Raw genomic sequence first — 21,077 nt, forward strand, 5'->3', positions numbered from 1 at the left:
CGATTGACCGGCCGCGACCGCACCCACTGGCAGCGGATGGAGCACTACGACGACGCCCTCTCCCGCGACCCGCGCCTGGACACCCTCGAAACCGAAGGTGTCGCCGCCGTCCACGAATTCGCCGCAGCAGGGGAGTACACCGTCTCCACCTCCTGGGGGAAAGACTCCGTGGCCGCCGCACACATCGCGCTCCTCGCCGACCCGACCGCGCGACTCGTATGGGCGCGCGCCGCCGACGTGGAAACCCCCGAATGCGAACAGGTCCGCGACACGTTCCTCGCCATACACCCCCACGCCCGCTACGAAGAGCACACCTACACGTTCCGGGTGCCGCTCCGGTTCGAACCCGGCCACGACACCGCCCCCCACCAAGACGCCCTCGCCGAGACCCTCACCGGCCGGTACGTGTCCGGCCTGCGCGCACAGGAATCCCGCATCCGCCGCATCTCTATCAGCCACCGCGGACTCGTCACCCCCAACACCTGCCGCCCCATCGGCAAGTGGGATGCCACCCACGTGTTCGCCTACCTCCACCGCGAGGGCCTCCCCCTTCACCCCGCCTACGCCATGACCCAAGGCGGGTTCTACGACCGGGCGTGGCTGCGCGTCCACCCCCTCGCCACCGCCACACCACCCCAGTCCGCCGTACAAGGACGCGACCACGCCACATGGGAGGACACCTACTACCCGGACATCCTCGCCGCGGCGAAGAAGGCGCGCGCTCACATGTGGGAGGTCGCGTGACCGACACCGACCAGACGCCGCTCATCCTCGCCGACCCGCCCCCACCCCTCGAAGCCCGCGAAGTCACACCCCTGTCCGTCCTCCAAACCGCCCGCGGCCCCTGGCAGGTCCGCAAGAAAGCATGGGCGCAGGCCGGACTCACCGGAGACGCCGGCCGCGACCACATCACCATCTGGCCGACCATCTCCAAGACCGCGGGCATCGAGTGGCAGCGCGCCGTCAGCGTGTTCGACCCCCACCTGACCGACGTCCACTACACCTGGTACTGCCCACCCGGCGGGCTCATCCTGGACCCGTTCGCCGGAGGCGCCACCCGCGGACTCGTCGCCGCGCACCGCGGCTACCACTACACCGGCATCGACCTGTCGGAGCAGCAGGTCGAAGCGAACCGCCAGCAGTACCAGGCATGGCAGGATCGGGGGCTGGTCACAGGATCGGCGAAGTGGATTGTGGGGTCCGCCCAAGAGGCCCTGCCGTGCTACCAGACCGGGTGGGCCGACTACATCTTCACGTGCCCGCCCTACCACGGCCTGGAGCGCTACAGCGACGACCCCCGCGACCTGTCCGCCATGGACTGGGACGAGTACCTGCACATGGTCAACCTGATCGCGGCCGAGTGCGCCCGCATCCTCAAGCAGGACCGGTTCACCACCTGGATCACCGGCGACCTCCGAGACAAGAACGGCCACCTGAGGCGCCTGCCCTCCAAGGTCGACGACGCCCACGAACACGCTGGACTCGCCCTCGCCAACGACACCATCATTGCCGCACCCCTCGGCGGGAAGTTCGGCGTCATCTGGCGCAACTGGGTCCCCACCCGCTCCACAACCCGCATCCACCAACACGCCCACACCTGGGTGTCTGGTAACCGCAAAACTGCCACCACCGCCGCTACCCGATAGCCAACAGATATCGTCAAAGGTGGAACTATCAAGGGGACAGTATGGAAGAACCCACCTATACCCTCGACCAAGCCCGCACTGAACTCGCGCACCGACAGTGCCGATCCGAGGGTCACGACCTCAGGATGCTCGACACCCGCACCTTCGGCGGCGATCACGCACCCATCGGGATCCACTGCGACCGATGCGGCCGCCACTGGGACATCGGCCCCGGACACGGCGGAATCAACCTCGGAGAACCAACAACACAGGTCGGCAACATAACCATCGACATCACAGGCCACCACAACCCCGACCTCATACGCGCCCTACGACACCTCGTGCGTATCGGCGACCCCAGCATCATGGACGCCCTCCGGCGAACCGGGCAGGAGCACCGATGATCACCGTCACGATCATCCTCACCGCTGTCACCGCCTACCTCTGGTACGGGTTCACTAAAGTGGCTCCCGCATTCATCGCCCGCGAAGTAGCCGAGTTCATCGACCAATACCCAGAACTGGCCGATGAACCCAACCGAGTCGCCATAGAACGGCGAGAGAAAGCCGGGCTCTCCATCGTCCCCGCCCTCATATGGCCGATCTACCTGGCAACGCGAGCACTCACCGGACACCTCGCCGACCGTGCCCCACGCACCGACCACGAGCTCCACCAGCAGCTGGAAATAAGCCAGCACCGCATCGCCGAACTGGAACGCGAACTCGGCATCGAGGAGTCGCCATGACCACCCCGCTGCCACCCGAACCCGACGACACCACCCCCGAACTCGACCAGCTCGAAACCCGCACCCGCGCCGCCATCGACCGCCACCTACGCCCCGCACGCCGCGAAGCCGAACGCCGCGCCACCACCCCCACCGACATCACCCGCCGCAACCAACGCGTCATCCAACGCCTACGCCAAGCCCGCGCCGCCCTCACCGACACCGCCAACCAAGCCGTCCACGACGCCGTCCGCATCGGCGTCAACGACGCCCAGCAAGAAGCACCACCACCAGGCGAAGACGACCCACGCCACGGCCGCGGCGGCTTCAACCCCCACGTCGAAGACCACACCGTCCACGACCTCACCTCAGACATGGACCTCCGCCAAGACGTCCGCTTCATCATCACCGCCCAAGGCACACGCATCGAAACCGGGCCACCAGAACCCAACATCGTGCAGCGAGTAGCCCAAACCGCCGAACGGCTCTGGAACACCATCACCACCCGCATCACCGACGCGTTCAACCGCGGACGCCGCTGGTACGCCCAACTCTTCGCCTACGAACTCAAGTGGTTCACCCGCGCCGACGAACGCGTATGCCCCATCTGCCGCCCCCTCAACGGGAAAGTGATCGCCTCCGGCCGCGGGTTCAGCAGCGACACAGCCGACTGGCAAGGCATCGGCGGACAACCACCCGCCCACTGGCGATGCAGGTGCTACACCCAAGTCATCCAAACCGGACCACTCGGGCGAGCACTACGCAGACGATGATCAAACATTAAACTGACAACATGTCGTAAAAACTAGTAACAGGAGGTCACCGGCCATGGCACAGCGCAAAGGACCACGCCTCGAAGGACGCGACGGCGAAATCTGGCAGCGCTACATCGCCGGATGGACCCAAGAACGCATCGCCACCGAATACAAAATCGGACAGCAACGCGTATCCCAAATCATCAAGAAGGTCCGCGAGTCCATCCCCGAGGAAGAACGCAACCAAGTGCGCACCGCCGTCATCGAACGCCTCGACATCGCCGTCGCCGAGGCTTTCGACATCATGCGCACCCCGCACTACGTGGTGTCCAACGCCGGGAAAATCGTGCACGACATCATCGAGTACGCGCGCGACGACGATGGCAACTACCTACTCGACGACCACGGCAACCCCAAAGCCACGGAGATCGCCAAGCTCATCGACGACGCCCCCCGGTTGCAGGCCGCACAGGCGATCGTGAAGATCGACGCTGAACGCCGCAAACTCCCCGGGCTCGACTCGCCCACCAAGCTGGAACACTCCGGCGGTGTCCGCTACGAGATCACCGGGCTCGATGACTGACACCCTGGTCCAAGTCGAGGTGCGCGGCGCCATCAAGGAACTGTTCCGCTCCACCGACTCGATGACCATCTCCGGCCCCGCTGGCACCGGCAAGTCCATGGGCGCCTTGTTCTGGCTGCACATGATGCTGCTCAGGCACCCCGGCACCCGCGCCCTGGTGGTGCGTAAGGTCGCCCGGTCTTTGACTGGCACCACGCTGACGACCTACCGGGAGAAGGTCGCCAAGGAAGCCATCCAAGCAGGGATCGTGCACTTCTACGGCGGGTCGCCGTCCGAGCCCGCGGCGTTCCGGTACGACAACGGGTCCCGCATCGTCGTCGGTGGCTTGGACGAACCCCAGAAGATCATGGGCTCTGAGGTGTCCATCATCCTTATCGACGAGGCCATCGAGACCACCACCCGCGACATCAACATGCTCCGAACCAGGTTGAGGGGCGCGACCGCCGCGGCTTACCCCCACTACCGGATGGTGCTGCTCACCAACCCGGGCCCACCCACCCACCACCTGAAGATCCGCACCGACATCCGGTTGCTGTACTCCCGCCACGAGGACAACCCCTCCCTGTACCAGAACGGGAAGTGGACGGAGGAAGGACTCCGGTACAAAGCAGAGCTGGACCTTCTCACTGGGGTGGAGCGCCAACGTCTGCGGGATGGCCGGTGGGTGGCCTCTGAGGGTGTCATCTTCGAGTTTGACCCGGCTGTGCATCTGGTTGACCGGTTCGATCCGCCCGGTGACTGGGACACCTTGTGGGGGGTGGACTTCGGGTTCACGAACCCTCTGTCGTGGATCGAATCCGTGGTGGATCCGGACGGTCGGCTGTACGTGGCGCGGGAGATCTACAAGACGAAGACCACGGTGGACGTTCATGCCGCCCGCATGCGGGAGTTGTCCGACCGGCGGCCGTCAGCGATCGTGTGCGACCACCAGGCGGAGAACAGGGCGGTACTCGCACGCGAACTCGGCATGGACACCACGGCGGCGCACAAGACCGTCAGCGATGGAATCCAAGCTGTCCAACGGCGGCTGAGACCAGCGGAAGACGGGCGTCCACGCCTGTTCGTCATGAGGGACACCCTCGACACCGTCGACGATTCACTGGCGGATGCCGGTAAGCCGACCTGCTTGGTTGAGGAGTTCGCCACCTACGTGTGGGATGTTCGTAAGGAAGCCCCGGTCAAGCAGGACGACCACGCCCTCGACAACCTCCGCTACCTGGTTGCTCATCTTGACTTGGTGCCGCGCCGAGAAGTGCAAGCGGTTGGTTCGTTCGGGTGGTGATTACAACGCAGCCAGACTTGGCGCTGTCGACTGTGTGCCTTCCTGAGGCTGGTCCTGCATCTCCTCCCGGGCCCTCTTCCACGAGTTGATCGTCGCGTCGCTGAAGGGCGTCTCACGCCACAGCTCCTCTTCAGGGACACCCAGCTTGTCCGCCAGCAACGCCAGGGTCTCCACGAACTGCATCGTGCGGGTGTCCACCACGGGCTTCCACCGCACCCTGGCAGCCGGGTCGACCTCCACCGCGGGGGACAGTAGCGTCCCGGCCTGCCCGAGGAGTTGCTCGTGGGATTCACCCACGATGATCTTGCGTTCGGCGACCTTGCGCGCCGTGGATTCCCGCGACTCCAGCAACGCGGTCGCAGCCAGGTTCGACAGGGTCCCCAGCAGCTCATGCGTGGGTGTCTGGGAGATCGCCGCCACGAACCGTGCTGCGGACTCCCGGGAAGCAAGGAACCCGTCCAGCTGGGTCTGCGAGAGCTCCTCGACCTTGAACTCGTCGGGTTTGGCCTTGATCACCAAAGTGGTGGACGCCGAGGACTGTAGCTGCTGCTGGATCTCGTCCATCATCAGCCCGATCAGGACCTTGCGGCCGTGCGCCCCGTAGTGCTGGGCGACGAGTAGGTGCAGGGTGCACAGGTTGATCTGGTCCTGCAGCGTCATGTTGGGTTCGATGTCGCCCTGGACGGGGTCGTCGAGGTCCTCGTCAGCCAGGTAGCGCACCACAGGGGTGACGTTCTGCTCGTGGGGCGCGGACGCGGTCTGTTCGAACACGACGGTGGGCCCATCTCCGCGCCCGCGCCGGGCCTTGATCCTGCGCAGGTCGTAGAACTCCTCGCTGTCGTAGAGCCGCCACGTGCCGTCCTGGCGCTGCTCGAGGGCGTAGTCGGGCCAGTCATCGTCGGAGGTGTAGGCGGCGGTCATCTGGCGGGGGGAGTGGGCGCGGATCACGGGCGGGGCACCGTCGCCGTCGGCGGGCAGGATCGTGCCATACGAAACCCCGTAGGCGGCGGCGGATTTGTGCAGGGCGATCTGTCGGCGGTCCCACCGGTTGGACTGCCACACCTGTGTCCAGATGGTGTCGGCGGCGTCCTGGTCGGTGGCGGTGTAGCCGTCCACGAACATCTGCTGGGTGGTGGCTTTGACGATCAACCCCATGAGGTTGATGCGGGACATGATCGCGAGGGCTTGGAGTTCGCGGGGTGCTGAGGTGGGCAGGTAGGTGAGTTCGGGCTTGCCCCTCAGGTAGAGGCGGATGCGATCCAGGCGTTTGCGTTCTTGGTTGCGGAGTTCGAAGAGTTCGCTGGCTTTCTCGGCTGCCTCGGCTGGGTTGAGCGCCACGGTGTTCCCCCTGTGGTCTGCCTGTGGTGATGCCTTACGGCTATGATGCAGGCATTGACTATTCCGATAGTCTATGATCAAAGGGTGAAGCAACACCGCAACGGTTTGCTCCACCCAAAAGAACCACCGCGCCGCAACGGCGCGCCGGACCCGAAACGGGACGCACGTGGCTGACGAAACAACCGAGACCGAGCACGACGAGACCAACCCCGACGAGCAGGGACCCGAAACGGGCGCTGCCGACGGCGACACCACCTCGGAGCCCGAAGCCACCACCGAACCCGCTGCCACCGAACACGGCAACGAGGACGATGGGGAAGAGGACTGGAAGGCCAAGGCCGAGCTGTACAAGGCGCAGATGCGCAAGCTCGACAGCCGCTCCAAGGCCAACCACTCCGAGAACCAGAAGCTGAAGCAGGAACTGGAAGAACTCCGCGCTCAGGCCGCCAAGGCCAACGGCAACGAGGACAACCAGAACAACGACAAGGGCACCAACGACAACAACGAGGACCCGGTAGCGGCTCGCATGGAGCAGCTGTTCCAGGAACTCGCTGAGGTCAAGCAGGTGAGCCAGACGCTCGCCGAGGAAAACGCCCACGTCAAGCATCAGCAGATGGTCGCTGAGGTCGCCGCCGCTAAGGGGCTCACCGTCGACCAGGCCCGCCGCCTTCACGGGGACACCCGCGAGGAGCTGGAAGCCGACGCCGACGAGGTCATCGCGCTCTTCGGTCTCAACCAGACCAACAAGCGTAACCCCGGGCCGGCACCCAAGCCGAGGGAGAAGCGCCCTATGAGGGGCGGCTCTTCCAACCCCGACACCAGTGGTGATGGACGATCGCGCGAGGACATCTTCGCGGCGGTCACCGACACCGGTCGGCGGCGCATCAGCAAGTAGGTTGCCGGACTCCCGGGGGATGACACCCCGAGGAGCCTCCTGTGGCGTTCGTGACCTCCGAGTCCGTGTCGACTCTCGCGGTCGACCTGCTGTCCGCCGAACTGTCGCTGACACAGACCGTGTCCCAGGTGCCGTCCATGGACCTGGCGCCCCCGACCGGCGGTGAGACCACCATCCGCGTCCCGGTGCCGCGGGACGCGAAGATCCAGGCGCGCGGCGCCAACCTCACGTTCGACGAGATCGACGAAGTGTCCGTGCCGTTCGACGTCGAGCACGTCTACGACGGTGCGTCCGTCACCGAACACCAGCGGTCCCTGGACATCGTGGACTTCGGCCGTCAGGTCACCCGACCGCAGGTGCGCGCCGTCGTCGCCGGCGCCGAGAACCAGCTCGCCACCGTCATGAACGACCTCCCCATCGACGAAGAGGTCCTGACCGACGGCTCCAACCTGGACAACCTCGTCGCGGACGCCAACGCCACCCTGGACGAGGCCGAGAACCCGATGGAGGGCCGCTGGCTCGCCGTGTCTCCGCAGTTCGCGGCCCGCATGTTCTCCCCGAACGGCGCGTCCCTGACCGACTACCAGGGCGAGGTCGCCACCGAAGCCCTCCGCCGGGGGATCCTCGGAGAGTACCGCGGGTTCATCGTCGTCAAGAACCCCCGCCTGACCGGGTTCCGGGCGCTGGCCTACCACACCAGCGCGTTCGCGTTCTCGTCCATGGTTCCCCAGCCCATCCCCGGCACCATCGACTCCAACGTGGTCAGCGAGGAGGGCCTGTCGCTGCGGCACGTGTTCATGGTCAACACCAACAACGCGGCCACCCTGTCCCTGCTGTCCATCTACGCGGGCGCTGAGCTCGTCGACGCCGACCGTGTCGTGGTCCTGGGCTCCGACAGCGCGAGCTAACCCGACACCGATCAGCGAGGGGGTGGCTGGTGGCCAGTCTGATGACGCTCACCCAGTACACGGCGCGGCTCGGCCGCACCCTGACGGGGGCTAAAGCCACGCAGGCTGAGGCGTTCTTGGAGGACGCCTCGGACACGGTGCGGCGTATCGCCCAAGGGGAACTGGACGAGGCCACCTCCAACGACCTGTCCGGTGAGATCCGCATGGTGATCTTCTCGATGGTCACCCGGGCGCGCACGAACCCGCGTGGACTGTCTGGGGAGCGGATCGCTGACCACAGCACACAGGGCGACAAGCCGGTGTACGCCACCGACGAAGAGAAGCAGATCATCCTGCGCGCGGCCGGGGTCGGCACCGTGCGGGTGGTCGACCTGACCAGCGACATGCCGCAGCGGCTGACCGACAACGCTGCGGCGGTCCCGATTTTCACTCACCTGGGAGGAACTGACTGATGCCAACTCGACTGGTGAACACACGTTCGGATCGTGTCGTGGAGTACGCGCTGCCGGAGGAGATCGCCCCTCCGGAGCGCACCTACCCGACCAAGGACGCCAAGGCCATCGCTGAGCGGGAGGCGGGCCGCCGGAAGCGGCTGCTGGACACGCTGAACAAGAGCCGCCGGTGGAAGAGGACGGATCGTCCGGTGGAGCGGGTCACGGCCCGCCAGCGCGACGAGGCGCGCCGGGAGGCGGAGCGTCGACGCATCGAGGCGGAGGTGCGCGCGGAGTTCGAGCAGCGGCTGGAGACCGAGCGCGCCAAGGCGCGGCTCGCCTCCGGGGGCAGCGCCACGGGTGCCGTGGCTTCGTCTGAGCCGTCGACAGCTGAGGTGCGGGCGTGGGCGCGCGAGCATGGGTACGAGGTGCCTGCCCGCGGCAAGCTTCCCGACGACGTCGTGGCCGCCTACAAGGCCGCGCACGAGGGCGGCGAGTAGCCGATGAGCATCACCCACCTGCTCAACCGGGCCCTGGACCACTACCGGATCGAGACCACCCGTAACTCCACGGGCGGGCTCGACGAGACCCGTGTCCTGGTGGGGCAGGTGGAGGTGCGTGTTCCGCAACCGTCCGCGACCGAGCGGGTGATGGCTCGCACACAGGTGGGTCCGCAGCAGGGTGCGGCCGAGCTCACCCAGCCGGTGTACACGGAAGCGGACTCCGGGGTGCGGCGCGGCGACGAACTCCAGGACCCCACCACGGGGGAGGGGTTCCGGGTCAAGGACGCGATCCGCCCGTCGGAGGCTGACGACTACCTGCGCTTGGACACTGAGGTGTTCCAGGTCGAGATCACCGTGGAGGCGTCCTGATGCCTGGTGCGCTCAGTGTGCAGGTGCGTGGTGTGGATTCTCTGGCCGACCGTATCCGGCTGCTCCGTCCCCGTATGCGTCGCGCCACCATCGCCGCTGTCACCGAGGCCGGGCAGGGGCTCGAGGACGGCATGAAGGCGCTCGCGCCGGTCGACACCGGCCGGTTGCGTGACAGCATCCGCCACGAGGTCGAGGGCACCACCGCCACCGCCGGGCCGGGGCGTGAGGTGGACTACGCGATCTTCGTGGAGTTCGGGACGAGCCGTATGCCCGCGCAGCCGTATGTGCGGCCGGTGGTGCAGGCAGAGAAGCTGCTGTTCCCTGCGCTGGTACGCAAGCACCTGGACGCCGAGCTTAAGCGGGGTGGTCGCCGGTGACCTTCCAACCCACCCCGGTCGCCACGAGCGCCCTGGAGCCGGTGCAGGCCGCGACCGTGGCCCGCTGCAACGCGCTGCTGGGCACCCCGCTGTGGGACTACGTACCCGAAGACCAGGAATACCCCTACGTCACCGTTGGGGAGGCCACGGAGACCCCACACAACGTGCACGGGCGGTTCGGGCGCCGGGTCCGTCAAACCCTGCACGTGTGGGACAAGGGCCGTCACGGGTTCGGCCCAGCCATGCAGATCGTCGCTGAGCTGACCCAGCTGTTCGACCACCGCGAGACCGACGTTGACCCGCTCATCAACGGGCACCGCATCCAGGCGATCCGCCTGTTCGATTCCCGGCCCATGCGCGACCCCGACCCATTGGTGCGGCACGTGCCGGTCACGTTCGAATGGATCACCGAGCAGGAGCCCCTATGACCTAAACCCGCACATCCCATAAACGCCTCCGGCTGATCACCGGAGGAAGGAGACCCCCTGCTTTCCCAGGGGCGAGGGGGTCTCCGCCCACCTGGGACGTCCACACACAACCAGTGATGGAGGTCCACGACCAATGGCCGGTTTCAACGCATTCGGCTCCCAGTTCTACCGCGGCGACGGCGGCTCCCCAGAAACCTTCGACCTCGTCGGAGAGGCCACCGACATCTCCGGCCCGGAAATGTCCCGGGACACCATCGAGGTCACCTCGCACGACTCCCCGGACGCGTTCCGGGAATGGGTCGGCGGCCTCAAGGACGGCGGCGAGGTCACGTTCACCGTCCGCTACGACCCCGACCTGCACAACCCGCTGCAGGACGACTTCGACGACGAACAGACCCGCAACTACCAGATCCGGTTGCCCGATGTGCCGGGCGGAATCTGGAACTTCTCCGCGTTCATCACCAACATGGGCCTGTCCTTCCCGATGGAGGACGCCATGGGCGCGGACTTCACTTTCAAGATCAGCGGCAAGCCCACCTTCGAGGAGGTTTCCTAGTGGCATTCCTGGGACGCGATGACATTCTCGGTGCTGAGGACACCGAGTACAACGAGATCGACTGCCCTGAATGGGGCGGGATGGTCCGGATCAAGCCCCTCACCGCGATGCAGCGCGCACGCATCCAGGGCACCATGGCCGAGATCTACCAGGCCAAGAAGGGCTACGACCGGCTCGGCAAGAGCCACCTGCAGATGATCGCCTGGTGCGTGGTCGACGAAGACGGCAAGCCGATCTTCACCCCGGGCGACATCGACAAGCTCGGGGCGAAGAACGCCGCGCCGATCCAGCGGCTGCGTGACGCCATCATGAAGCTGTCCGGAATGGACGACGACGCCGTGGAGGAGGCCGAGGAGGATTTCACCGAAACCCAGGAATCCGATTCGCTTTTCGACTAGCCGGACACCTGAACGCCCCGAGCGTCGAGGGCATGCTCGCCAACATGTCCTCGCGGGAGTTCACCTACTGGCAGGCCTACGAGCGCATCAGCGGAGTCTTGGGACAGGAACGTGACGACATTCTCGCCGCGATCGTCGCGGAGCGCGTCACGACCATGCTGCAAGGCAAACAGAAGGGGAAGCGCACCAAGCAGTGGCAGATCTCTGACTTCATCCCCAAGTGGGGATCCACGAAGCCTTCCGGTGAACGCAAGCGGATGGCACCAGAGCAGATGAAGAACAAGCTGCTCGCCTTGACGAAGGCGTTCGGTGGGACGGTCAAGAACCGCGACGAATAGAGGAGGGCACGGGTGGCGGCGCTCGAAGAACTCACCGTTGTCCTCGACGCGGACATCAAGAAGTTCGACCAGCAGATGCAGCGCGCTGAACGCGATGTCAAGCGGTCCTTCAACGGGCTGGAGCGTTCCGCGTCCAAAGCGGGTCGCACGGGCGGCACAGGGTTCGTGTCCGGGTTCGACCGGACCGCCGCCCGCGGTATGCAGCAAGCTGTTCAACGGTCAGCCGTGGCCCCTCTGGAGCGGGCGGGCCGACAGTTCCAGGCTGCGGGTCGCACCAGCGCGACAGGGTTCGTGTCCGGTTTTGAGTCTGCTGCTGGTACGGGCATGGCGCGAGCGGCACGTAACACAGGCGCGCCGATGCGCGACTTGGAGGGCCGGTTCGAATCCTCCGGAAGGCGCGGAGGGCAAGGGTTCACCCGCGGCGTCGGAACCGGCCTGGCGGGCGCTAGCGCGGCGTTCGGACCGGTAGGCGCAGCCATCGGCGCCACCGCTGGGCTGCTCGGCACGCAGATGCTGGGAGCCGCTAAAGACTTCGAAGCGGCCATGAACGGCGTCCGCGCCGTCACCGGAGCCACCGGCAGCGACTTCGCTGACCTGGAAGCCCAAGCCAAAGACCTCGGATCCACCACCCAATTCTCCGCGACCGAGGCCGGCCAGGCAATGGAGTTCCTGGGCATGGCCGGGTTCTCCACCACCCAGATCATGGAATCACTGCCCGCCACGTTGGATCTGGCAGCCGCCGGCAGCATCGACCTCGCCCGCGCCGCTGACATCGCCTCCAACGTGTTGACCGGGTTCGGGCTCGCAGCCGAGGACATGGGTCAGGTGTCCGACGTGATGGCGGAAGCCGCCGCCTCATCCAACACCAACATCCTCCAACTCGGTAACGCCTTCGAACAGGTCGGCCCCATCGCTAACTCGGCTGGACTGTCGTTTGAGGAGACCACCGCCGCCCTCGGTCTGCTCGCCAACGCCGGCCTCCAGGGAGAGAAGGGCGGCACCGCGCTGCGCGGCGCGCTCGCCTCCCTGACCGCCGCCTCCGATCCGGCTCAGGCGGAACTGGATCGGCTCGGCATCACCGCCACCAAGGCCGATGGCACCATGCGTCCCCTGGTCGACATCGTCCGCGACTTCGAGAACGCCCAACTCGATATGGGCACAGCGGTCAAGATCTTCGGCCGCGAGGCCGCCCCGGGTTTCCTCGCCATCCTGGATCAGGGATCGGATGCCCTGGTGGAGATGACCGGCAACCTCGGGGACGCCGAAGGCGCCGCCAAGGAGATGGCCGACATCCGCATGGAAGGCCTCCAAGGCGCACTGAAGTCGGCCCAGTCAGCGGTGGAGGGGTTCTTCATCGCGTTCGCGGACATGGGAGCTTTGGACGCCGCCACCCGGGTCGTGGACCTGTTCGCGGGCGGCGTGCGCGCCGTCACCGGATTCCTGGCCGAACACGAGGACCAGATCCGCCCCGTGCTCAAGGTGCTCGGGATCTTCGCTGGGATCGTCGCGGGCCTGGTCGGCGCCCTGGTGGTGGTCAAGGGCGCGATCGCCGCGGTCGGTGCGGCATTGGCGATCGCTACCGGACCGGTCGGACTTGTCGTCGCTGGGATCGCCGCGCTGGCCACGGGACTGGTGGTCGCCTACAAGAAGTCCGACACGTTCCGCCGTATCGTCGGCACCGCCTTCGACAAGGTCAAGGCCGCAGCCGACGGGGCGCGCCGGTTCTTCATGCGTCACGTGTGGCCCATCCTGGTCGAAGGGTGGGAGCGCGCGCAGGACGTAGCCCGCCGGGTGGGCCGCTGGTTCGAGAACACCGTGTTCCCAGCCCTGATCGCGGCGTGGCGCGACTTCGAGGACGCCGCCGGACCCATCGTTGAGAAGATCGTGGGCTGGTTCCGTGACCTGCGCGAGAACGGCGACGAATTCCGGGCCCGGTGGGGGTTCATCTGGGACCAGGCCCGCGAGCGCCTGGACATCTTCGCAGATCTGGTGCGCCGTGTGGCGGGCAACCTGATCGACCAGTTCAAAGGCTGGGTCGACATCATCACCGGGCTGATGTCCGGCGACTGGGGCAAGGTGTGGGACGGCGCCGTCAAGGTCGCCAAGTCCGGGTGGGACAACCTCGTCGCAGCTGGGACCGCTGGGGTCCGGTTGCTGGGGCAGGCGATCAAACTCCAGTTCGTCCAGCTGCCCCGAGCGATCGCCGGGTGGTTGGCCGATGTGATTCCGGTGCTGGCCGAGAAGCTGCCCCAGTGGACGGCCCAGTTCGTGCGCTGGGCCGCGCGGATGCAGGGCAAGCTCAACGACAAGCTCGCCGACTGGTTGGACGAGTTCGGGTCGTGGCTGGCCAACGACGTACCGGATCTCATCCGGTCCAAGATCGGGCAGTGGACGGACGAGTTCACCGATTGGGCGCAGGACCTGTGGCCCGAGATCCGACGCACGATGCCCGAGGTGATCGACGGGCTCACCGGGTGGATAGCCGACCAACCATCCGAGATCAGCGAAAATCTCCAGTCCTGGAGTGAGGCGTTCGGCGATTGGGCCGGGGACCTGCACACCAGGGTCGGGGAGGGCACCGACCAGGCGGGGTTGTCGTTCACCGAGTGGATGGAGCAGTTCGCCGAGGACCTACCGGGCAAGCTGGACTCCTGGACCCTGCGCATGACGGAGTGGATCGAGCAGTTCGCTGAGGATCTGCCCACCAAGCTGGATTCGTGGGTCACGAAGTTCACCGAATGGGTCGAAGGGTTCGCTGAGAAGCTGCCCGAGAAGCTGGAGCGCCTGACCGAGAAGTTCATCGATTGGGCGAGTGGGGCGCCGGAGGAGACCGTCACCCAGCTGGACCAGAGCTTCCAGGAAGCTGGGGGCGAGGAGCGTCTGGCTGAGGAGATCGAAACCAACTGGGGTCCCCGCCTTTTGGCCGCGTTCGGATCGGTCATGTGGACGATCATCAAGGCGATCCCTGGGTTGATCCACACGCTGGGTCAAGCTATGGCTCGAGCCCTGATCTCGATCATGACCGACCTGGGGATGCAGTTCGCTGCCCGCTGGGTGATTATTATCAAGGACGCTGGCCGGTGGCTCAACGACCTCAAGGTCAAGGTCGTGGAGAAGCTCGGCGAAATGCGCGACGAAGCCCTCGCCAAGGTCGACCAGTTCAAGGACGACACCATTGGTCGATTCGAGGGACTGTACGACACGCTCGTCGGTAACTCGATCGTACCGGACATGGTGCGCGACATCATTTCTGAAACCGGTAAGCTGCCCGCCGGGGTCGACGGCGAGTTCGGGAAGATGAACACCCAGGCCATTGGGAAAGCCGAGTCGCTCCAGGCAGAACTCGCGGCGAAGATGGTCCTGATCAAGAAGTCCTTCTCCGACATGGCCGCTGGAACCCAACAGCTTTTCTCCAAGATGGTGTCCAGCCTCGGGTCTAGAGCTAAGACCCTAGCCCAGATGCTCAGCACCACGTTCGCCAAACTCGGATCCAGCGTGGTGGAGGGGTTCGAGCGCACGGTAGCGGGAGTCAAATCAGCGTGGGGGAAACTCCGCCAGGTTATTGCCGCACCCGTCCGTTACGTCATCTCCCCGGTAGTGAACAAAGGTTTGCGCGGGGTGTGGAACACCGTCGCAGGTAAAGTCCCTGGCCTGTCGAAGATGCCCGCCGTGCGCGGATTCCAAGCGGGCGGCATCGTTGACCTCACCCGCGGCGGTAAACTGCCCGGCTACTCCGCGCAAGACAACCGGATCGCTGCGGTGCGTGATGGTGAAGGTGTCCTCACCCCCTCAGCCACCGACTCGCTAGGCGGACGTACATTCATCAACGCGGCGAACCGGCTCGGCGCGCGCGCCGGTCAACTGCTCCTGGAAGGATTCGCGTCGGGCGGCATCGTCGGCGCGGTCGACCGGTTCCGCTCCCAGGGGCGCAGCGACTTCGACAACAAGGGCGGTGTGGTCGCCGCAGGCAACAAGGTGATGAGCAGCATCCTGTCCGCTGTGGGTGGACGGTATGGGCGCCGTGACGATTTCCCGGGCACGGGTTATCACACCACGAAGGCGTTCACTGGCCGGATCATGGATCAGATCCGCAAGCACAAGGATGATCTGGAGATCGGTCAGGGCGCTAAGGCCGTAGTGAAGCTGGCGAACCAGTCGGTGGGGCGTTATCCCGAGGTGCCGAACGGGTCCAACCGCAACGCGATTTCCAAGTGGTACGGCATGCCGGGCGCCCCGTGGTGTGCAATGTTTATTTCCTGGCTTTTCAACCGGACGAAGAACTCCGGTGCGCTCCGAGGCGCTTCCAGGACCGCGTGGACGGGCGACTACTACACGTCCGGAATGAAGCGGGTGCCGGAGTCGCAGCGGCGGCCCGCTGACGTGCAGGTGTTCGGTACCGACCACGTCCGGCTGGCGACCGAAAAGGGCGACATGGGCGTTGGCGGTAACGAGGGAAATAACGTCAGCAAGTCTGTGCGGCGCGGCGGCGCCTTGTTCCGTCCCGCGTTCGCTAAGGGAGGCATGGTCGATCCGCGCGATTTCGTGATGCAGGACAAGGGATGGGAGCCTTCCCCGCCCCCGGCCATCGCCGCTCTGCGGGACATCTTCCGCACCGCCACCTTCGACGACGGCGGGTACCTCATGCCGGGGTACACGCTCGCCTACAACGGCACCGGATCCCCCGAGCCGGTCTCCGCTGAACCCATCGTCATCCAGCTCGACCTGCGCGGTGACGACGACGAGATGATCCGCCGCCTACGCAAACAGATCCAAGTCAGGGGCGGCGGCAACGTCCAGGTGGTCCTCGGCCAAGGGAGTAGCCGATGATCACCTTCGTCGGATCAGAGTTCGCTGGGACCTTCGTCGACTCGGTCACCGTCGACCGGCCCGCCGACGTGGTGGCCGGCGACCAGATGATCATGTTCGCGTCCGCGAACGACGAGAACGAGCTCGTCACCGTCCCCTCCGGGTGGGCGGTCCTGTCCGATGTCCTCCTCGACCCCGGCGCCGACGCTAAAACCTGGGTGCTGGCCCGTGTCGCCGATGACTCCGAACCCGACACCTACACCGTCACCTGGGGCGGAACCCACTGGCACTTCCTCGACCTGGTGGCGTTCCGTGGCGTGGATCGGATTCGCTCCCAGTCCACCAACTCCGGTGGCGGTCTCTCCGAGATCGACCTGCCCGTCCTGCAAGCCAACGAGGGCGACGCCCTGGTCGCCGGAGGATTCCACTGGGACGAAGTCGGTAAAGCCTGGACGCCCGCCGGGTTGACCGTCATCGACAACCTGCCACGGTCGTGGATCAGCGCGTGGCAGACCATCACCACTGACGGGCCCACCACCGAGTACACGTTGGAAACCTCCCCGACCACGGTCGGGTTGATGTCAGCGATCGCGATCCTGTTGGTCCCCGACCCGGACCCGCCCGGCCCGGTCACTTTCCCGCTGGACATCCGCACCGAGATCCAACTCGACGGGGTGTGGACCGACATCTCCACTGATGTACGCGACACCGACGACGTCGTCATCACCCGCGGCCGGTCGGACTGGGCTGGCCGAACCGACCCGGCCACCATGACGTTGAGGCTCAACAACCGGGACGGCCGGTACTCCCCACGTAACCCGAACAGCCCCTACTTCGGGGTGCTGCGCCGCAACACCCCGATCCGGTTGTCGCTGATCGCTGACGGTGATCCGGTCACCCGGTTCGCTGGTGAGGTGCCCGAGTGGCCACTGGAGTGGGACCTGTCCGGAAACGACACCTGGGTGGACCTGCGCGCCGCCGGGCTGCTGCGCAGGTTCGCGCAAGGCTCCGGCCCGGAACGATCCGCGATCCGCCGCCTGATCCGCACATCAGGTGCACTCGCGTACTGGCCGCTCACCGACGGCGCCGGCGCGACCTTCAGCGCCACACCGGACGTGGGCCCGCACCCCATGCTGGTCACCGACCTGATCCGAACCGCGGGGGGCACCATCACCCCCAAGATCGACTTCCTGGATTGGGCACAGGGCAACCTCGAGCCGTGGCTAGAGCCAGTTGCGCGCACACGCACCGACCGCGGAGCAATCACCGGTCGGGTCGACCCGGTCGCTACCTCACCGGTGGCGTGGACCGCTGATCTGGTGCGGGCCCGCACGGGCGGCACCGACCGGTACACGATCACCTCCCACCTGGACGACAACGACGATGGTGTGCAGTGGCGGGTCCGTATGGATTACAGCGCCCCCGACATCCGGATCTTCGTGCGCTCGTTCACCGGATCCCCAACGGGAACGTTCACCGAGCTCACGGTCATCGACGAACCCAGGTTCTTCGGTGAGGACATGCGGCACCTGCGCCTGTCGGTGACCGAGAACGGGTCCGACTCCGATTGGGCGCTCTACATCGACGGTGACCTGATCGACTCGGGCACCGCGGTCGGGTTCACAGCCAGGGCGGCGTCCACTGTTACCTACAGCTGGGACTTCATCGGCACGTTCCCGGACGACGCTGAGGCGGCCTCGTTTGGTCATATCGCGGTCTGGGACTCCACGGAGGACCTCGTGATCCCCTCTGCTGCGGATGTGCGCCGCGCCCTGGATGGCTACCCGGGGGAGCGTGCGGGGGTGCGTATCCAGCGGATCGCCGACGAGGAGAGCATCACCTTGCAGGTGGTGGGGGATCTGGAGAAGACCCCGGCGATGGGCCCCCAGTACGCGGAGACAGCGCTGGAGGTGATGCGTGACGCCGAGCAGGTCGACCGCGGGGTGTTGTTCGAGTCTCGTGATGATGCCGCGTTGGTGTACCGCACGAACCGGTCCCGATACAACCAGCACCTTGGAGGCGTGTGATGAGTGTGGTGTGGACCTGGCACGGCGCGGTCACCCCGACGACGGTATGGGTGCGCGCCCGAGTGGATCCAGGCGACTCCTCAGCCGAACTGCGGGTGGACACCGACCCTGAGATCACCGCGCCGGTCACGTTCGGTCCGGTGGCCGTCGACGGTGTGGACATGGCCAGTATCGAGGCCACCGGTCTTGAGCCGTCCACCCGCTACTACTACCAGTGGGTGATCGACGGAACCCCCCAGTTGACTATCGGTCGGGGCCAGTTCCTGACCGCCCCACCCCAGGACGGCACCCCGCAGAGCTTCATCATCGGCGCTGCGGGCGACGCCGGTCTGATTGGTACGGGTGATGATTCGTTCATCACCGATGAGGTGTCGGACAACCCGGTGTTCGGCACGATGCTCAACCGGGCGCTGGCTGAGGACTGGGTGCAGTTCATCCACCTGGGTGACATGCACTACCGCGACATCGCCACCAATACCCCCGCCGACTACCGGGACGCCTACGACGACGTGCTCACCTTCAACGGGCTCGGCGTCAACGCGGAACAGAACCGGTTCTTCCGCAACGTCAGCATGGCCTACGTGTGGGATGACCACGACTTCGGCCCCAACAACTCCGATGGCACGTTCGTGGGCCGCCCTGCCGCGGCCCAGGTGTACCGGGAGACGGTCCCGCACTACGACCTGACCGTGGCAGGAGCGTCCAGCACCGACGCGCCGATCTTCCAATCCTGGCAACTCGGCCGGGTGCAGTTCATCGCGTTGGACTCCCGGTGGGCCCGGGACCCCAACACCGACCTGGACACCGACCGCACCAAGACCATGCTCGGCGCCGCGCAGAAACTCCAACTGGAGCAGGTGCTGCGCAACACCACCGCCCAAGCTCTGGTGCTGATCTCACCCAGTATCTGGCTGTCCGACCAGGCCGGCGGCGACGAATCTGTCGACTCCTGGGGGCGTTTCCGTGTCGAGCGTGAGGAGCTCGTGCAGATCCTGGGTGACCACGGGTGGCTTGAGCGCATGGTGATGCTGAACGCGGACAAGCACGCCCTGTCCATGTCCTCGGGTCCCGCGAACCCATGGGGCGGCTTCCCGATGTTCATGTTCGCGTCCTTGGACGCGAGCTTCTCCACCTCGCCAGAGCTCCAGTACGACATCGGTCAGTCCCCGGGCAGGCAACGGTACGGGACTCTGCAGGTGGTGGACTCCGGGCACACCATCGCCCTGCACGGCACCGGGTACGTCAACGACACCGTGTGGCGCACCTACACCGGGTACGCGTTCGTTGAACCCCACGTCGTGGCGTTGGACTACTCCGCTGGGCAGTTGTTCGACCCGTTCCGGCCGGTCGACGACGACCAGCAGCTCGCCAACGACGTCACCGCGCAACGCCGCGACGGCGGCGACACCCGCATCGAGGACACCGACGGCCCCGTGGGCGTCGACGCGGTGGGCCGCTACACCGATTCAGCCACCGTCAACATCGAGTCCAACGACACCCTCGCCGATCAGGCCGGGTGGCTGCTGCCCCAGGGCACGGTGGACGAGGCCCGCTACCCGACCATCGGCCAGCATCTGACCAACCCCCGCATGGAGGACCTGCGCCGGGATGTCGCACGGTTGGATGCCGGCGACGCGGTCACCATTGACAATCCTCCCCCGTGGCTGCCCCCGGAGCGGATCTCCGCTGTAGCTGAGGGGTACCAGGAGCGCATCACCACCCACGACTGGCAGATCGAGTACAACGCGTCCCCCGCGTCGCTCTGGCAGGTGGGTGTGACCGCCTTCCCCACGTCGATGCTGTATAACCGCGACTTCGAGGCCGGCACCTACGGGTGGTTCGGTTTCCAGTCCACCCTGTCCCACGACCTTGAGGTGTCGTTTCGCGGCCAGGGGTCGGCCCGGCAAACGCCCAACGGGGTGGACAACCTGGCGCGCACGGTGACCACCTTGGTTGACTCGCCACGCGTGTACGCAGGCACCGAGTACTTCTTCTCGGTCTGGGTGATGACCGCCAACGGCCGCGACGTGGATGTGTCCGTGCTCTGGCGCGACACCGACGGCAACCAGATCAGCTTCCCGTTCGTCGTCTCCGCCACCTTCGTCACCGCGGGGGTGTGGACACAACTGTCCGGATCCGTGATCGCCCCTGAGGGCGCGTTCCGGATGCAGCTGAACATCAACCAGCGCCAGTCGGCGGCCCTGCCGGCGTCCGATGAGCTGTGGATCGACGAAGTCCTCATGACGGACGGGTCGGATCCGGGCACCAACCAGACCAACCGGGCCGCCACCCGCGGCTCGGAACTGGTGACCGCGATCGATTCGACCGAAACCGAGCTGGTGGTGCACACCGATGTGGAGGAGGGTGCTTCCGCTCGGTGGGTCAACTCCTCCGGCCCCGGTGTCACGTTCGCGCACGAGTTCCCGTTCGATGTGCGTGGCGGGGGAGAGACCATGCGGGTGCTCTCCTGCGAACCCGCGGCGTGGGACCTGTTCCGGCGCGCTGACGAAACCGGTACGTGGGGCACGTCCAGTGCCGGTGTGGACTGGATCGACACCGCGGTCTCGGACACCAACATCGGCACCTCATCGGCGTTCCAGTACGGGTTTCTCCAGCTTCTGGCCAACACCTCAACGATCCGCCAGCAGACGCTGGACCTGGGGTACGAGGTTGGGGACTGCGAGATCTTGTGGTCGATCCGCACCAACCAGATCAGCGCAGGTGCTTCTCAGCT

At 66.0% G+C, this 21,077-nt stretch carries 21 protein-coding genes; 20 read left to right on the forward strand and 1 reads right to left on the reverse strand.

All coding sequences use genetic code 11. The features are described 5' to 3' along the window. From D471_RS0130945 to D471_RS0130975, 7 genes are all read left to right on the forward strand, one after another. Positions 1 to 744 (forward strand): phosphoadenosine phosphosulfate reductase domain-containing protein (locus D471_RS0130945; protein WP_152486513.1); only part of this gene is annotated, 744 nt, incomplete at its 5' end. Continuing rightward, the gene (locus tag D471_RS0130950; RefSeq protein ID WP_017602195.1) at positions 741 to 1,646 is read left to right on the forward strand and encodes a class I SAM-dependent methyltransferase; all 906 of its coding nucleotides are present in this window, start codon (positions 741 to 743) and stop codon (positions 1,644 to 1,646) included. The genes D471_RS0130945 and D471_RS0130950, both read left to right, overlap by 4 nt. A 41-nt stretch (positions 1,647 to 1,687) precedes the next feature. Then, the gene (locus D471_RS0130955; protein WP_161630133.1) at positions 1,688 to 2,029 is read left to right on the forward strand and encodes a hypothetical protein; all 342 of its coding nucleotides are present in this window, start codon (positions 1,688 to 1,690) and stop codon (positions 2,027 to 2,029) included. Next, the gene (locus D471_RS0130960) at positions 2,026 to 2,370 is read left to right on the forward strand and encodes a hypothetical protein (protein ID WP_017602197.1); all 345 of its coding nucleotides are present in this window, start codon (positions 2,026 to 2,028) and stop codon (positions 2,368 to 2,370) included. The genes D471_RS0130955 and D471_RS0130960 overlap by 4 nt, the downstream gene beginning before the upstream one ends. Beyond that, the gene (locus tag D471_RS0130965) at positions 2,367 to 3,122 is read left to right on the forward strand and encodes a phage minor head protein (RefSeq protein WP_017602198.1); all 756 of its coding nucleotides are present in this window, start codon (positions 2,367 to 2,369) and stop codon (positions 3,120 to 3,122) included. The genes D471_RS0130960 and D471_RS0130965 overlap by 4 nt, the downstream gene beginning before the upstream one ends. 55 nt (positions 3,123 to 3,177) lie before the next feature. After that, positions 3,178 to 3,687, forward strand: a complete 510-nt coding sequence (locus D471_RS0130970) for a sigma factor-like helix-turn-helix DNA-binding protein (RefSeq protein WP_017602199.1) — start codon at positions 3,178 to 3,180, stop codon at positions 3,685 to 3,687. Positions 3,688 to 3,706: 19 nt separating this feature from the next. Further along, positions 3,707 to 4,969: a phage terminase large subunit gene (locus D471_RS0130975; RefSeq protein WP_161630134.1), complete on the forward strand. Its 1,263-nt coding sequence runs from the start codon at positions 3,707 to 3,709 to the stop codon at positions 4,967 to 4,969. On the opposite strand, the gene D471_RS37180 is transcribed toward D471_RS0130975, so the two are convergent. Beyond that, positions 4,970 to 6,307 carry a phage portal protein gene (locus tag D471_RS37180; RefSeq protein ID WP_017602201.1) on the reverse strand — a complete coding sequence of 446 codons (1,338 nt, stop codon included), beginning with the start codon at positions 6,305 to 6,307 and terminating at the stop codon, positions 4,970 to 4,972. A gap of 166 nt (positions 6,308 to 6,473) precedes the next feature. Between D471_RS37180 and D471_RS41070 the strand changes: the two genes are divergently transcribed. The 13 genes from D471_RS41070 to D471_RS0131045 all read left to right on the forward strand — a co-directional run. Then, entirely contained in the window at positions 6,474 to 7,202 is a 729-nt protein-coding gene (locus D471_RS41070; RefSeq protein ID WP_017602202.1) for a hypothetical protein, read from the forward strand. 41 nt (positions 7,203 to 7,243) lie between these two features. After that, on the forward strand, positions 7,244 to 8,110 hold the full coding sequence (locus tag D471_RS0130990) for a P22 phage major capsid protein family protein (protein WP_017602203.1): 867 nt from the start codon (positions 7,244 to 7,246) through the stop codon (positions 8,108 to 8,110). A 29-nt stretch (positions 8,111 to 8,139) separates the two neighbouring features. Then, the gene (locus tag D471_RS0130995) at positions 8,140 to 8,562 is read left to right on the forward strand and encodes a hypothetical protein (protein ID WP_017602204.1); all 423 of its coding nucleotides are present in this window, start codon (positions 8,140 to 8,142) and stop codon (positions 8,560 to 8,562) included. Beyond that, complete coding sequence (locus D471_RS37995; RefSeq protein WP_083924457.1) at positions 8,562 to 9,041, forward strand: Lsr2 family DNA-binding protein; 480 nt, start codon at positions 8,562 to 8,564, stop codon at positions 9,039 to 9,041. The genes D471_RS0130995 and D471_RS37995 overlap by 1 nt, the downstream gene beginning before the upstream one ends. Positions 9,042 to 9,044: 3 nt before the next feature. After that, complete coding sequence (locus D471_RS0131005) at positions 9,045 to 9,413, forward strand: hypothetical protein (protein ID WP_017602206.1); 369 nt, start codon at positions 9,045 to 9,047, stop codon at positions 9,411 to 9,413. Next, positions 9,413 to 9,790, forward strand: a complete 378-nt coding sequence (locus D471_RS38000) for an HK97-gp10 family putative phage morphogenesis protein (protein WP_017602207.1) — start codon at positions 9,413 to 9,415, stop codon at positions 9,788 to 9,790. The genes D471_RS0131005 and D471_RS38000 overlap by 1 nt, the downstream gene beginning before the upstream one ends. Further along, positions 9,787 to 10,218 carry a DUF3168 domain-containing protein gene (locus tag D471_RS0131015; RefSeq protein WP_017602208.1) on the forward strand — a complete coding sequence of 144 codons (432 nt, stop codon included), beginning with the start codon at positions 9,787 to 9,789 and terminating at the stop codon, positions 10,216 to 10,218. The genes D471_RS38000 and D471_RS0131015 overlap by 4 nt, the downstream gene beginning before the upstream one ends. Positions 10,219 to 10,351: 133 nt before the next feature. Next, entirely contained in the window at positions 10,352 to 10,774 is a 423-nt protein-coding gene (locus D471_RS0131020; protein ID WP_017602209.1) for a phage tail tube protein, read from the forward strand. Then, complete coding sequence (locus D471_RS37200; RefSeq protein ID WP_017602210.1) at positions 10,774 to 11,172, forward strand: hypothetical protein; 399 nt, start codon at positions 10,774 to 10,776, stop codon at positions 11,170 to 11,172. Before D471_RS0131020 ends, D471_RS37200 begins: the two co-directional genes overlap by 1 nt. Before the next feature lie 32 nt (positions 11,173 to 11,204). After that, positions 11,205 to 11,510 (forward strand): phage tail assembly protein T, encoded by a 306-nt coding sequence (locus D471_RS0131030; protein WP_017602211.1) that lies wholly within the window; start codon positions 11,205 to 11,207, stop codon positions 11,508 to 11,510. Between the two features lie 12 nt (positions 11,511 to 11,522). Further along, complete coding sequence (locus tag D471_RS38005; RefSeq protein WP_017602212.1) at positions 11,523 to 16,337, forward strand: phage tail tape measure protein; 4,815 nt, start codon at positions 11,523 to 11,525, stop codon at positions 16,335 to 16,337. Then, positions 16,334 to 18,343, forward strand: a complete 2,010-nt coding sequence (locus D471_RS0131040) for a hypothetical protein (protein ID WP_017602213.1) — start codon at positions 16,334 to 16,336, stop codon at positions 18,341 to 18,343. Before D471_RS38005 ends, D471_RS0131040 begins: the two co-directional genes overlap by 4 nt. Next, on the forward strand, positions 18,343 to 21,077 hold a 2,735-nt coding region (locus D471_RS0131045), incomplete at its 3' end, for an alkaline phosphatase D family protein (protein ID WP_026128263.1). The genes D471_RS0131040 and D471_RS0131045, both read left to right, overlap by 1 nt.

Origin of the sequence: Nocardiopsis lucentensis DSM 44048, from assembly GCF_000341125.1 — a bacterium.
Taxonomy (GTDB): Bacteria; Actinomycetota; Actinomycetes; order Streptosporangiales; family Streptosporangiaceae; genus Nocardiopsis; species Nocardiopsis lucentensis.